This window comes from Steroidobacter sp. (genome assembly GCF_016790065.1).
Lineage (GTDB): Bacteria > Pseudomonadota > Gammaproteobacteria > Steroidobacterales > Steroidobacteraceae > Steroidobacter.
Genome location: NZ_JAEUPY010000569.1, coordinates 1 through 14,618, shown reverse-complemented (window position 1 = coordinate 14,618; position 14,618 = coordinate 1). Strand labels below are relative to the sequence as shown.

At 61.6% G+C, this 14,618-nt stretch carries 9 protein-coding genes; 6 read left to right on the top strand and 3 right to left on the bottom strand.

Features of this window, described 5'->3' with window-relative positions:
• Positions 1-6: 6 nt before the first annotated feature.
• Together JNL55_RS23670 and JNL55_RS23665 are read right to left on the bottom strand one after the other, a co-directional pair.
• The gene (locus tag JNL55_RS23670; RefSeq protein ID WP_293859930.1) at positions 7-3,525 is read right to left on the bottom strand and encodes an ATP-binding protein; all 3,519 of its coding nucleotides are present in this window, start codon (positions 3,523-3,525) and stop codon (positions 7-9) included.
• The gene (locus JNL55_RS23665; protein WP_293859927.1) at positions 3,522-5,675 is read right to left on the bottom strand and encodes an ATP-binding protein; all 2,154 of its coding nucleotides are present in this window, start codon (positions 5,673-5,675) and stop codon (positions 3,522-3,524) included. Before JNL55_RS23665 ends, JNL55_RS23670 begins: the two co-directional genes overlap by 4 nt.
• A gap of 212 nt (positions 5,676-5,887) precedes the next feature.
• Here JNL55_RS23665 and JNL55_RS23660 point away from each other — a divergent pair, with 212 nt between their 5' ends.
• From JNL55_RS23660 to JNL55_RS23645, 4 genes are read left to right on the top strand one after another with little or no spacing between them, the layout of a single operon-like run.
• A complete protein-coding gene (locus JNL55_RS23660) occupies positions 5,888-6,814 on the top strand; it encodes a response regulator (RefSeq protein ID WP_293859924.1) in 927 nt (308 codons plus the stop codon).
• 7 nt (positions 6,815-6,821) lie between these two features.
• Positions 6,822-7,886, top strand: coding sequence for a diguanylate cyclase (locus JNL55_RS23655; protein WP_293859921.1), 1,065 nt, complete (start codon positions 6,822-6,824; stop codon positions 7,884-7,886).
• Positions 7,886-8,272, top strand: a complete 387-nt coding sequence (locus JNL55_RS23650) for a response regulator (RefSeq protein ID WP_293859918.1) — start codon at positions 7,886-7,888, stop codon at positions 8,270-8,272. The genes JNL55_RS23655 and JNL55_RS23650 overlap by 1 nt, the downstream gene beginning before the upstream one ends.
• A complete protein-coding gene (locus JNL55_RS23645; protein ID WP_293859915.1) occupies positions 8,272-8,616 on the top strand; it encodes an Hpt domain-containing protein in 345 nt (114 codons plus the stop codon). Before JNL55_RS23650 ends, JNL55_RS23645 begins: the two co-directional genes overlap by 1 nt.
• An 8-nt stretch (positions 8,617-8,624) precedes the next feature.
• On the opposite strand, the gene JNL55_RS23640 is transcribed toward JNL55_RS23645, so the two are convergent.
• On the bottom strand, positions 8,625-9,164 hold the full coding sequence (locus JNL55_RS23640) for a TetR/AcrR family transcriptional regulator (protein ID WP_293859912.1): 540 nt from the start codon (positions 9,162-9,164) through the stop codon (positions 8,625-8,627).
• A 316-nt stretch (positions 9,165-9,480) separates the two neighbouring features.
• Here JNL55_RS23640 and JNL55_RS23635 point away from each other — a divergent pair, with 316 nt between their 5' ends.
• Positions 9,481-12,981, top strand: coding sequence for a methylmalonyl-CoA mutase family protein (locus JNL55_RS23635; protein ID WP_293859909.1), 3,501 nt, complete (start codon positions 9,481-9,483; stop codon positions 12,979-12,981).
• Between the two features lie 31 nt (positions 12,982-13,012).
• On the top strand, positions 13,013-14,618 hold a 1,606-nt coding region (locus JNL55_RS23630), incomplete at its 3' end, for an acyl-CoA dehydrogenase family protein (protein ID WP_293859906.1).

The following is a 14,618-nucleotide window of genomic DNA, read 5'->3' as shown; positions in this document are numbered from 1 at the left end:
CGAGCGTCAAGGGTGCGAGTTGGCGCGCACGGCCTTGCTGTTGCGCCCGTCGCTTCCCTCGATATGAGCCGCGACGGTCACCATCAGCTGCGAGACTGAGTGACGCGACTTCACCAACGTTGCATCGACGATGTTACGCAACGAGCGCGACGGCTCGTCGGCCGTATAGGAAATGATGATGGTGCGTTGTTGGCCGGGATGCTGCTTGAGGGGCAGCAGATCCAGGCCCGAGCCGTCGGGCAGGCTCACGTCCAGGATCAACGCATCGAAATGTTTCTCGGCCAGCTGTTGGCGCGCCGCTGCCAGCGATCTGGCTGACGTCACTGCTGCATTGGGCGATAGGGCTTCGCGCACGATGGCAGTCAGCGACTGGTCGTCTTCGACATGCAGGATCTGCGGTAACGCTTCGCCGCGTGTCACCGCGCTACGCTCGACCTCCACCACCGGGTCTTCGTGCAGCCCTTTGCTGTGGGTGTCGACCACGTTGTGGCCATGGATGGGCAGCACGATATAGAAACTGGTGCCCTGGCCCGGCACGGTGTCGAAGCCGATGCGGCCGCCCATTTTTTCGGTGATGGTCTTGGCGATGGACAGCCCCAAGCCGGTACCGCCTTTGGCGCGGCTGTCGGAGGCGTCCGCCTGGGCGAACTTCTGGAAGATGCGCTCGCAGAATTCAGCCGGAATGCCGGGCCCGTTGTCGGTCACGGTGACGCGCACGCCCAAGGTTTCGCGATTGATCCGAATGCGCACCACGCCGCCGGGCGGCGAGAACTTGGCAGCGTTCGAGATCAAGTTGGTCAGCACCTGAGTGAGCCGATCGCTATCGATGAGCACGTCGGCATCGTCGCCGTCGTCCAACTCGATGGCCACTCCCAGGCCTTGCGCAAAGCCGCGATTGAACTCGGCCACGGCGGCGACTTCGCTACGCAATGAGCGTACGTTGAGTGCGAAATCCAGTTTGCCGGCCTCGGCCTTTTCCAGATCCAGGATGTCGTTGATCAAACGAATCAAGCGTTCGCTGTTCTGCCGGGCGATGCCGACCAGCCGCGCGATCTTGGGCGGAGCCTCGCCGGCAGCACCGCCGGAGATCAGCGTCAGCGAGCCGGCAATCGACGTGAGCGGCGTGCGCAATTCGTGGCTGATGGTGGACACGAATTCGGATTTCATGCGCTCGACTTCACGGCGCACCGAGATGTCGTGCATGACGGCCACGTGCAAGCGCTGGTCGTTGATGATCATCTCGCGCACCGAGACTTCGATGGGCACGATCCGGCCGCTGCCGTGGCGGGCTTCCATCTCGATGCGTCCGGACTGCAAGCGTTCGCCGGTAACGATGTAACGAGACAACACCGAAGCATGCGGCTCCGGCAGCAACAGCCGGGCGTCCTTACCGACGATGTCTTCGGCCGTATAACCGAACAAGTGCTGAGCGCCTCGATTCCAGGCTTCGATGTTGCCGCCGGCGTTGATGACCACGATGGCGTCTTCGACGCTGTCGAACAAGGTGGCGAGCCGCGTGGCTTGATCGCGATACAGGCGCTCGCTGTCTTGCAGTCGCTCATGCGTTTCGCGCAGCTGCATTTCGCCGCGCTTGAGTAACGTCAGATCGTGCACGGTGGCGACCAGCGTGCTGCGCGTGGCCTTGTCCAGCCACGCGAACTCCACTTGCAGATGCAATGATTCGCCGTTTGCGACTTCGCGTAGAAATTCCATCGCAGGTTGGTCGGCGCAGTAAGCGAGCGAACGCAAACCGTGGTCGTCGGGGCGAAGTTCCAAGCCCGGCAACAGCTGAGTGAGTTTGTCTCCGATCAGCTCGCGTGAGTTCGATGCCAACAGCCGACGACAGGCGGGATTCGCGGACAGCACGGTGCCGAGACGATTCAGAGTGATGATGCCGTCACTGGCGGTATCCATGATGGCAGTGAGATGCATGGCGCTGTCGTTGGCTCGCGAGCGAGCCGCGACCACCTTTGCGATCAGCGGTGCGATTTGCCACCGCAGTATCCAAGCGGCGGCGGCGACCAATCCCACCATCACTAACAACAACGCATTCAGACGCTGACGCAGATCGGCATACAGCACGTCGAGCGGTGTGGTCAGCGTCATCACCAGCGGCGTGCCGGCGATGGGGCCGTAAGCGGCAAAGAATCGGGCGCCGTCCGGCTCTGCTCCCAGCGTCACGCCGGTCTTGCCGCTGAAGGCGAGATTCATTGCTCCAGCGCGACCGGCTGCGTCGCGTGGCATGGGCAGCGTCGCCAACGGCGAAGAGGACAAGCGCAAACACTGCATGGAATGTTTGGACAACGCCAGGCAGATCGAGGTGTCGAAGTCGTGATTCGACGCGTCCGTCAGCAAGGCGGCACTCAACCGAGGTAAAGCGAACTGCAACTTCATGACGCCTTGGCGGCCCGCGGCGTCCGGTGGCAGCGCTCGCTCGATGACGATGTGCGCGTCATTGCCGATCTCGATGCGCGTGTCCCCATCCAGATGCACCACGCTCGTGGTCGGCGGGCCGAACGAACCCGATTGCAACAACGATTTGCCGTTCGCGTCGAGCAGGTCCACGGCCTGAATGCCCCGGCTCAAGGGCAGACGATTGTCGGCCCAGTCGCGCAGTTCTTCGCGCAGCGTCAGCGTGCTGGTCGCCGGGTAGCGGCGTGCCATGATCTGTGCCAGCGATTGGCTGTGCACGACGCGTTCGCTCTCGTGCCGTTGATTGGCAATCTCGCTGCCGAGCAACTCGACTTGGTTGCGTAACTCGCGACCCAACGCCGCCTGTTGTAGATCATGACTGTGACGCACCAGCACGGCGAAACACAAAGCTGCGCACGTGATGGTGATGGCGAGGATGGCCGCCGTGCTCACCGCCAAAATGCGTCGTGAGTCGTTGGAGACGTCGTCGGCCTTGCTGAACGAGCGCCGGTACGACAGTTGCGCCAGGCCCAAGGCCAGTAACAACAATCCAGCGGCGGTGTGAGGCGCGATACGCGTGGCGTAGTGCCAGTCGTAAATGATGTCGAGCCGCAGCAGCCTGCCGAAGAACGAGATGATGGCGATCAGAAATACCGCGGCTGTGGCCACCGGCGGCAGCCAATGCAGGCGACTGGTCGACGGCCGGGCGAGCAGCATCAGCGCCAGCGCCGCGAGCGCAAAGGCAGCGGCCACTTGCGGGGCCATGCGGCCTTGATGAGGTGCGGCTTGCAGGATCCAAGAGTCGCCGAACAAACGGTCGATGTGTAGATCGACTTCGAACAGGTGTTCGCACAAGGTCAGTACGCCCACCAACCCCAGCAGGCCGGCGAAGATCAGGCGCAGCGGCGGTCGCCCGAAGCTGAGCGCCAGGCCGGCGATGATGAAGCTGATCGCGGCATTGAGCGTCATGCCGACGTTGTCCAGACCGACGGTGAGGGTCATCGGCCGACCGAGCAGCCAGCCGCCGGCGACGATCAGCCCCAGCGCGATCAGCAACATCGCGACGATGTCGCTATTACGAAACGGCAGGCGCTGCAAGCTCGACGCATTCATGAGGCTTTGGATCGTTGAGGAGCGGCGTTCTGGGTCGACACGCTGTCGGCATCAGGCAGCTCGAAAAAGAATGTGGTGCCGCCGGCGCCGGTCTCGAAGCCGATGTGGCCGCCGAGCCGTTCGACGATGGCGCGGCTGATGGCCAGCCCCAGTCCGGTGCCGTTGCGATTACGGGAGTCGGACGAGTCGGCCTGCGAAAACTTTTGAAAGATACGGCTTTGGAATTCCAGCGGAATCCCTTTACCGAAGTCGCGCACCGCCACTCGCACGCGCCCTTGCTGGCAACCCGCCGTCACTTCGATGGCCGCGCCGGCGGGAGAGAACTTGCTTGCATTGGACAGCAAGTTGGCCATCACTTGCAGGAAGCGGCTCGGGTCCACCATCACGTCCTTGTGACACAGCGGCTCCGGCGTGACGAAGCGCACGTTGAGTGACTGTGCAAACCCGGCGTTGTCCTCCAGCGAGCGGGTCACCAGCTCGCTGACGTTCATGCGACGCACGTCGAAGCGCTGCTTTTCCGACTCCAGCTTTTCCATGTCCAGAATGTCGTTGATGAGCAGCGTCAGACGTTCGCAATTGTTCAACGCCATGGTGACCAGGCCGGCGGCGCGTTCCGGCAACTTGCCGGCCACACCCGCGGACACCAAGCCGAGCGAGCCGCGGATCGAGGTGAGCGGGGTGCGCAACTCGTGCGACACGGTCGCGACGAATTCGTTTTTCATGCGCTCGACCCGTTGGATTTCAGTGATGTCCCAGAGCAGCCCGGTCATGCGGAAGGCGCGACCGCTGGCGTTGCGTAACGTCAGACCCGAAGCGCTGACCACTCGTTCCTCGCCGCTGGGACAGATGATGCGGAACGTGGTGCGCAATTGCGGTTGCTTGCCGCTGAGCGCGGCGACCAGTTCGCCTTTGGTCCGCTCGACATCGTCGGGATGCACGGTGCGCATCATGTAGTTCATGTCGGGCTGCAGGTCGCGAGGTGCACCGTAGATTTCGTAGGTGCGCTCATCCCACATCAGCGTGTCGTTCTTGACGTCCCAGTCCCAGACGCCCATGCCAGCAGAATGCGTGGCCAGTACGAAGCGCTCGTTCATGCGCGTCAGCGCCTCGGCAGAACGCTTGCGCTCGCCGATATCGATAGCGGTGGCCAGGAAGCCGTCGATGGCGCCGTCATCGCCGTGCGTCGGCGTCAGCACCAGGTCGACATACAGGCGCCGGCTATTCTTGTCGACGAAAATGCATTCGCGGCGGAACGAGCCGGTCTCGCGGCTGTATTGCAGGAGTGCGTGCAAACCGAACAGTTGCCGCCCCTCGTTGCTCAGCTCGCTGGCGATCTCTTGAACTTCATCCGCATCCAGCAACAGTTCCAGGGTGAGCTTGTCGGCCAGCTCTTGTTCGTTGTAGCCGAGCATTTTCTCCGCGCCCCGATTCATCATCGCAATGATGCCGTTGGCATCCAGCGCGATGATGGCGACATGGTCGGCGGCGTCGATGAAATCGCGCAGCTGATGATTGGCCACCGCCAGGGCGCGCTCCGAGCGCTCTTGAGTGCGCTGCTGCTGGCTCGCTTGCAAGCGGAGCCCGATGTTCTCGCAAATCTGGTGACTCAAGCGCAACGCCGCCGCCGAGATCACCAGCGCATACACGCCCACCATGAAGCCCATGGTCACGCTGTAGATGCCCGGCTCCAGCAACAGTCGCGCCGATAGCGGCAGCACACACGGCAACACGAAGCCCAGCGCCGCTCGTCGCTCGGCGGCCAAGGTGGTCACCGCGCCGGCCGAAACTCCGGCGATCACGAAGGCCAGGAATGCTTGCGCAGCGATGTTGCCCGCGGGGAAGACCAGCACCGCGCCGAAGCCCCAGGCGCTGCCCGCAGCGATGCAGCCTATAAAGAAGAGTGTCGACCATGAAATGTTTTCACGCTGGGGTCGACGGCAATAGGCCAGCCACATCGCGAAGCGCGCGGCGCTGACCAGGACGATGCCCAGGCTGGCGAACGAAATCTCGATGACACCTGTGACGTACGTCACAGCGACGGTCAGTGCCAGCAACACCATCGTGGCGGCGAGCGAGGACGGCAGCCCAGCGAATAGCAGCTGCAATTGCTCTTCTCTTACGCGTTGTTCCGTCCGAATTTGTCGTTCCAATGACGTCCCTCGCGACCAATGCTAATGCTCGCGCATGCCTGGCGAGTGCCACTATTGCAGCAGGGGTTATATACCCTCCTTTGCTACGGACTTCATACCGGGCGGCGATTGCGGGAATCACTCATGCAATTGCCGTCGGCTACCTGATCTTATGCCGCGGCGCACGCCGCCAAGCTGCCGGTAAATTCGCACAACCAATGACTGACGCTCACATGAGCCACGCTTCCGACTTACCGATGGCACGTCCGACCCAGCGCATTCTGCTGGTGGATGACGATGAGCTCGAGCTGGAGCTGATGGCGGACCGGCTCAAATCGTTGGGCTTCGATACCCACACGGCCAGCGACGGTAGTGCCGCGCTCGAGCTGTTGCAGACTCAATCGTTCCCGGTGGTGATCACCGACTGGCAGATGCCGCGCATGGATGGCATTCGGCTCACCGAAAGTCTGCGCGCCCAGGGCGACAAAGAAACCTACATCATCATGCTGACGGTGCTCGATGACGATAGCTCGCACGAGCGCGGCTACTTCGCGGGCGTCGATGACTATCTGAGCAAGCGTGCCCCGGATGCCAAGATCGTGGCCGGTATTCGGGCCGGTTTTCGCGCCGTGGAAATGCGCCAGGCCTTGCACGCGGTCAAACAGCAGGGCGCTGCCAATGCGGTCAGCGACTTCGCCACCGGCGTGCTGGCGGATCGCATGCGTGCCGAAGTGAAGCGTGCGGCTCGCTACGGGCGCAATCTGTCGGTGCTGGTAGTGCAACTGGAGTCCGACAGCGGTGACGGAGTCGGCGGCCTGATGGAGCAGGCGGTGCAGCTCGTTGCCGATGCCGTGCGCATCGATATCGATTTCGCCACTCGCTATCGCGGCACCGACGGCGTGCAGCGGATCGCCGTGGTATTGCCCGAGACCCCGCATGCGTCCGCAGAGGGTGTCGGTGCTCGCATCAGCAGCCTGTTGGCGGCTCGCCTGCAGACGCCCATCGACAGCTTCATCGCACGCGTGGGGTGTGCTTCGTTCACGCCGGGCGAAGAGACTCGCCCCTCGCAACAAATCGCCGACAACATTGAAGGACTGTTGCGCGTAGCCGAAGCCGGCGCTCGGGTTGCACCCGCGCCTCGGCGCACCGAAGCTGGTTGAGCCGAGCATGGCTGAGACCAGCGTATTCGAGCAGACGCTGACGCTTGATCTCGGCGCGTTGCAGCCGGAGCTGCGCGTGCTGATCGTCGACGACGACCCGGAGGCGCGGGACTATCTAGTCGCAGTGGTACAGGAAGCGGGTTACCAAACCGCCACTGCTGCCAGCGGCGAGGAAGCCTTGCAGCTACTCGAGCGCGAGTTCTGTCCCATCATGATCACCGACCGCAACATGCCCGGCATGGACGGGGTCACGTTGTGCAAGCGAGCCCGCGAGGGCAGCTATCCCGGCTACTTATATATATTCCTGTTGACGGCGCAGAACGCGGCCGCCGACATCGTCTCGGGCCTGAAAGCCGGGGCCGACGATTATCTGGGCAAGAAAAACATTTCCGCGCCCGAGCTGGTGGCGCGGTTGGGCAATGCGCGTCGCATCGTCGGGCTGGAGCAGGCGTTGCGCCGGGCGCTCGATCAGAAGCGGCAGATGGCCAACACCGATGTGCTCACCGGTGCCTATAGCCGGCGATATCTGGAACGACAGCTGTCGTTGGAACTGGAACGCACGCGCCGTTTCGGTCATCCCATGTCGCTGTTGCTGGTCGACATCGATTTTTTCAAACGCATCAACGATCGCTACGGTCACGCTGTCGGCGACGAAGTCCTGCGGGGCGCCTATCGCCGCATGCGTGAGCTGTTGCCGCGTTCCTGCGATTGGATCGGCCGCTATGGCGGCGAAGAGTTCTTGGTCGTGTTGATCGACACCGATCTGCGGGGTGCTGAGATCGTGGCCCAGCGCCTGGTCGCAGGCCTGGCAGAAACTGAGATCGGCACGTCGTCGGACCCGATTCCAGTGACCATCAGCATCGGTGCCGCCGAGGCCGGGCAAATGCTGTCGCATGAGCTGAGCTTCAAGGGCCTGCTGGAAATCGCCGATCAATGTTTGTACGCCAGCAAGCGCGATGGCCGCAATCGTTACACCATGACTTTGCATGGCGATTCGCCGCTCACGGCGGACGCCATTTCCGCCGGCTCGGCCGGCGACGGTCGCGACACCCAGGGAGAGGTACGCCAATAATGAAAAGAGAACAGCTGCGCGAAATTTTGTACGTCGACGATGAGCCCGACATTCGGGAGATCGTGCAGATGGCGCTCGGTTTGGAGCCGACCTTGTCGGTGAGTACTGCCGATTCCGGCGTGCGTGCCCTGCAGAGCATGCAGGCGCACCGGCCGGATCTGGTGCTGCTGGATGTGATGATGCCCAGCATGGACGGCCCGACCACGCTGCAACAGATGCGGAGTCAACCCGAGCTGCAAGCCATTCCGGTCATATTCATGACTGCCAAAGCCATGCCGCAGGAAGTGGCGCGATTTCGTGCGCTCGGCGCGGCGGCAGTGATCGCCAAACCTTTCGATCCCATGTTGCTCGCGGAACATGTGTTCGCAGTGTGGGAATCGCTGTAATGGGCATGACGCCGGATGAGCTACGGGCCAAGATGGTCGTAATCGCCGGCCGTTATCTGGATCGCGTCAGCAAAGAAATCGTGCAGCTGCGCAGCCTGGTCGACTTCGCTGCCAGCGGCGATTTGAACGTGGTTCGCGAAGTCGAAGCGCTCACGCATCGCATGCACGGCAGCGGCGCGATGTTACATTTCGATGAGATCAGTAATCTGGCCGGCGAGATGGAACGCATGGCCGCTGGCTTCGTGGCGGCGGGGCAGGTGGATCAACCCCGCATGGTACCGGTGCTCGAGAAGTTACAAGCGGCTATCGAGAAGGCGTGTGCGAATCGCGCCACGCCCACCTAGCCAGCGCCTCAGCGCGGCCGCAAGCCTAGTTCGAAGAGTTCGATGAAGCGCAGCGAGATTTCGCTGGCGGCGAGTTGGTCGTCGCTGCGATACCAGTGCGCGATCCAGTTGAGCGCGCCGGCCAACGCGAACGCCGTCATCTTCTCATCGCATGGCCGGATCGAGCCGTCGTTGACGCCGGCACGAATCAAACTGCGCAGGCCTTGGTCGATCTCCGATTTCAGCGACTTCACTTTGCGGCTCATCGCCGGACTCAAGTCCTGGTTCTCGGCCTGCACCATGCACCAGCCGAAATCCGACGTGATGGCTTCGGCATAACGTGCGATCACTTTTGCCAGGCGTTCCCGGCCGGTCGCGGTCGAGTCCTGCTGTTCTGCGATGCCGTCCATGATCAGTTTCAAACCGGCGCGGAAACATTCGAACAACAATTGTTCTTTGTTTTCGACGTAGTGATACACGGTCGGCTTGGTGACATTGAGCTCGCGCGCGATGTCGTCCAGCGACGTGTTGTGATATCCGCGCTCCCGGAAGGCCCGCGCGGCGGTCATGACGACTGCGTCCCGCTTGCGTTCCCGATCCCGCACCCGCGCGCCCACGGCGGCCCATAGGGCCGGGCCGCTAGCCCGTTGCGGAATGCTCTTGCGCGCCTGTCGACCTGCCACCGGTAAGCTGCTCCTGGAGGGGGAAAGTCCGATCATAACGTAGTGCCGGCCCCGGGCCCGACCCGATTGACCGACCCGATTCACTGGCCCGAGCCACCGGCTGAGGGGCTGGCCTGATTGACCGGGTGGGGTGAGGCTAAATATACTCGTGGGTAAATTAGAGTCCAATGTTTAATTTGCCCTCGTTGCGAGGCGAGCCGACATGAATACAGCCGCTGTTCTGCCGTTCCGTGCCGATAACCGGGCCACCCGCAGCGAGACCCATCCGCTGCGTTTCGTCAGTGCGGCGTCGTTGTTTGACGGGCATGACGCCGCCATCAACATGATTCGCCGCCTGTTACAGGCGCATGGCGCCGAGGTGGTGCACCTTGGACATAACCGCAGCGTGGCGGATATCGTCCGCGCCGCCATTCAGGAAGACGCCGACGGCATCGCGGTGTCGTCCTACCAGGGCGGACATAACGAATATTTCGCTTACATGGTCGACATGTTGCGCGAACAAGGCGTCGACCATATTCGCGTGATCGTCGGCGGCGGCGGCACCATTGCCCCCCACGAAGTCGCCGCACTGGAACAGCACGGCGTCGAAAAGATCTATACGCCCGAAGACGGCCGCCGCATGGGCCTGGACGGCATGATCGACGACGTGTTCCAACGCGTCGCTGCTTCGGCCAAACCGAACTATGCGTTCGGTGCCGGCAGTTCGCTCGACCCGCGCGATCATCATCAACTGGCCCAGGCTATTTCTTTGCTCGAAGCCACCAGCGCCGAAGACGCGGCTGGTCAGGAAATTCGTAAAGCGATCGGTAAAGTGCAAGGCAAGAGCGGTGCACCGGTGATCGGCCTCACTGGCACCGGCGGTGCCGGCAAATCCAGTTTGAATGACGAGTTGTTACAGCGCTTCGTGCGTCATTTCCCGGATAAGAACATTGCCGTGGTGGCCATGGATCCGACGCGTCGGCGCTCGGGTGGTGCTTTGCTCGGCGATCGTATTCGTATGAATTCGCTGGCCGCCGCGAATGTATTCATGCGTTCGCTGGCGACGCGTCGTCAGAATCTTGCGACCAGCGCGGTGCTCAAAGACGTTATTGGGCTGCTGCGTCTGGCGAACTTCGATTTGATCATCGTCGAGACCGCCGGTATCGGTCAGTCCGACACCGAAATCACTGACATGGTCGATGTGTCGGCCTATGTGATGACCAGCGAATACGGCGCCGCCAGCCAGCTCGAAAAGATCGACATGCTGGACTTCGCCGACATGGTGGTGCTGAACAAGTTCGAGAAGCGCGGCGCCGAAGATGCTCTGCGCGACGTCCGCAAACAGTGGCGTCGTAATCATCCAGATCTCGCGCGCTTGGCTGACGAAGAAATTCCGGTCTTCCCGACCATCGCCAGTCGCTTCAACGATCCGGGCGTGAATCGTTTGTTCGCCGAGCTGTGCCGACAGGTGAATGTGAAGCGTCCGGCCGATCCGCAGTGGTCGCCCGGCGATGTGGGGCCGACCAAGTTCGTGTCGCGCGATCCGCTGATTCCAGGGACACGCAGCCGTTATCTCGCCGAGATCGCTTCAGGCGGTCGTAAGGTTCGCGCCAACATCGATTCGATTGTCGATGCGGCTCGACGCGCCGCCGGTGTCTATGAAACGTTGCGTGCTTTGCATGACGCGCAATTGCCGGGTCCGTTGGATCGTTTCCCCGAGAGTGCGCTCAACGATCAGGCTATCGACGCTACACGTCGCGAGCTGCGCGCTGTTTACAACCAGGCGCTGGACGCTATCGGTGCCGAAGGTGTTGGCGAGTTGAAGCGTTGGCCGCAGCGGGTCAAAGGCGTCACCGACGAGAAGTATTCGTACAAGGTGCGCGACAAGAACGTCACTGGCGACAACTACGTGACGTCGTTGAGCGGCAATCAGATGGCCAAGATCGCCGTGCCGCGCTTCAAGGATTGGGGCGAGACGTTGCAGTTCATTTTTTCCGAGAACCTGCCGGGCAGCTATCCGTACACCGGTGGTGTGTATCCGTATCGGCGCGAGGAAGAAGATCCGATCCGCATGTTCGCCGGCGAAGGCGGCCCGGAGCGGACCAATCGACGTTTCCATTATCTCGCCGGCGGTCACGGCGCCACTCGCCTGTCGACGGCATTCGATTCCACCACGCTGTATGGCGAAGATCCGGATACGCGTCCGGATATTTATGGCCGCACCGGTAACTCGGGCGTATCCATCGCCACTCTCGATGACATGAAGAAGCTGTATTCCGGCTTCGATCTGTGCGCGCCGACCACGTCGGTGTCCATGACCATCAATGGCCCGGCACCGATGTTGCTGGCCATGTTCATGAACACGGCCATCGATCAGCGCGTCGAACGCTTCTTGCGTGCGCAAGGCCGTTGGGATGCCACTGAAAAGCGCATCGCCACCCTGCGTAGCGAGATGAAGTCCAAGGGCTATTCCGACGCACTCTACAACGGCGATTTGCCGCAGGGTCACGACGGCTCCGGCATCGCGTTGCTCGGTATTACCAGCGATCAGTTGGTTGCGCCGGGGGTCTTGACCGCCGAAGAACACGCCAAGCTGCGCGCTGAAGCGATGTCACTGGTGCGGGGTACGGTGCAGGCCGACATTCTCAAGGAAGATCAGGCGCAAAACACTTGTATCTTCTCCACCGAGTTCGCGCTGCGCATGATGGGCGACGTGCAACAGTTCTTCATCGACAACAAGGTGCGGAATTTCTATTCGGTGTCCATCTCCGGCTATCACATCGCCGAAGCGGGTGCGAATCCCATCAGCCAGCTGGCGTTCACGCTGTCCAACGGCTTCACCATCGTCGAGTACTACCTGGCGCGTGGCATGAAGATCGATGACTTCGCGCCCAACCTGTCGTTTTTCTTCTCCAACGGCATGGATCCGGAGTACGCCGTCATCGGTCGCGTCGCTCGCCGAATTTGGGCGCGTGCCATGCGCGACCTATACGGCGCCGGTCCGCGTAGCCAGATGCTCAAGTATCACGTGCAGACGTCCGGTCGTTCCTTGCACGCCCAGGAAATTCAGTTCAACGACATTCGTACCACGCTGCAAGCGATGTACGCGCTGTTCGACAACTGCAACTCTCTGCACACCAATGCCTATGACGAAGCGCTCACCACACCGACCGAAGAGAGTGTGCGTCGCGCGGTGGCCATCCAGCTCATCATCAACAAGGAGCTGGGCCTGAACAATAACCAGAATCCCTGGCAGGGCTCGTTCTTCCTCGAACAGCTCACCGATCTGGTCGAAGAGGCCGTGTACCGCGAGTTCGAATCGCTGTCCGAGCGCGGCGGCGTGCTGGGTGCCATGGAGACCATGTACCAGCGCGGCAAGATCCAGGAAGAGAGCATGTACTACGAGAAGCGCAAGCACGATGGCTCGCTGCCGCTGATCGGAGTGAATACCTTCCTTTCGAGTACCGACTCGGATGAGGCGGCAAAGGGCGTGGCGTTGATTCGATCCACCGACGAGGAAAAGGATTTCCAGGTGGCCATGGTGAAAGCGTTCCAGCAGCGCAATACCGGCTCGGCGCCGGACGCGTTGCTGGAGTTACAAAAGGTGGCCACTTCCGGCGGCAATGTGTTCGCCGAGCTGATGAACGCGGTTAAAGTATGCTCCCTGGGTCAGATCTCCCGCGCCCTGTACGAGGTGGGCGGGCAGTATCGGCGCAGCATGTAAGCCACGGATCAGCTCGAGAACGTAGACGTCCATGTACAAAGCACCGCTCAAAGAACTGCGCTTCGCCATTCATCAATTGATCGGCGATCAGCGTTTGGTCGGACTGTCCGACCTGCCTGACTATTCCACCGAGTTTACCGATGCGGTACTCGAAGAAGCGGGGCGGTTCGCCGAGGGTGTGCTCGATCCCATCAATCGTATCGGCGATCGCACCGGCGCCAAGTGGACTCCGGACGGCGTGCGCATGCCGGCTGAGTTCAAGGCGGCGTACGACAAGTTCGTCGAAGGCGGCTGGACGCAGCTGCGCGCTGAAGCCGAGTTCGGTGGCCAAGGGGCGCCGATCATTCTCGGCACGGCTGTGGAAGAGTTGTGGGCGTCTGCCAACTTGGCGTTCAAGCTGTGTCCCATGCTCACGCAGGGCGCAGTCGAAGCCATCAATCAGTGCGGCTCGCATGAGCAGAAGGCCAAGTACCTGCCCAAGATGATCAGCGGCGAATGGACCGGCACCATGAACCTGACCGAGCCTCAGGCCGGTTCGGATCTGGCGGCCATTCGTACTCGCGCCACGCGCGAAGGCGATCACTTCCGCTTGTACGGCCAGAAGATCTTTATCACTTACGGCGATCACGACTACACGTCCAACATCATTCACATGGTGCTCGGTCGTGTCGAAGGTGCGCCGGCGGGTGTGCGCGGCATTTCGTTGTTCATCGTGCCGAAGACGCTGGTGAACGACGACGGTAGCCTCGGTGCTCGCAACGATGTGCGCACTGTTTCCATCGAGCACAAGCTGGGCATTCATGGCAGCCCGACTTGCGTGCTGTCGTATGGCGACAAGGAAGGCGCGATCGGCTACCTGGTCGGCGAAGAGAATCGCGGCTTGGAATATATGTTCATCATGATGAACGCCGCGCGTCTGTCAGTTGGCTTGGAAGGTTATGCGCTCGCCGAGCGTGCCTATCAGCAGGCGCTCGAGTACGCGCGCACTCGTGTGCAGGGCAAGCCCAAGGCGAAGAATGTGCCTGAGGGTAAGGCGGCGCCGATTGCTTATCACCCCGATATCAAGCGCATGCTGCTCACTCAGAAGGCCTACACCGACGCTGCTCGCGCTGTTGGTTTGTACGCGGCTATGCAGCTCGATCTCGGCAAGCATTTGCCTGAGGGCGCTGAGAAGACCAAGGCTCAGGCTCGCGGCGAGTTGCTGATTCCCATCGTGAAGGGCTGGTCCACTGAGTTGGGCGTGCTGATGGCCTCGCTCGGTGTGCAGGTTCATGGCGGCATGGGTTTCATCGAAGAAACCGGCGCTGCGCAGATTCTTCGCGACTCGCGCATCGCGCCGATTTATGAGGGGACTACCGGCATTCAAGCCAACGATTTGGTTGGTCGTAAGGTCGGTCGAGACAATGGCGCGGCGATGCATGCATTGATCGCTGACATGCAGGCTGAGTTGGATGCGTTGTCGTCGTCGGATGCTGGCGTCGCTGCCAGCAAAGCTGCTGCACTGGAAGGCGTCGCGTTGTTGAAGGATGCGACGGCTGCGGTATTGAAGGACCCGGATGGCGCGCTGGCCATCTGCGTGTCTTATCTAATGCTCGGCGGTGTTGTGATTGGTGGCTGGTTGACTGCCAAGGCCCATG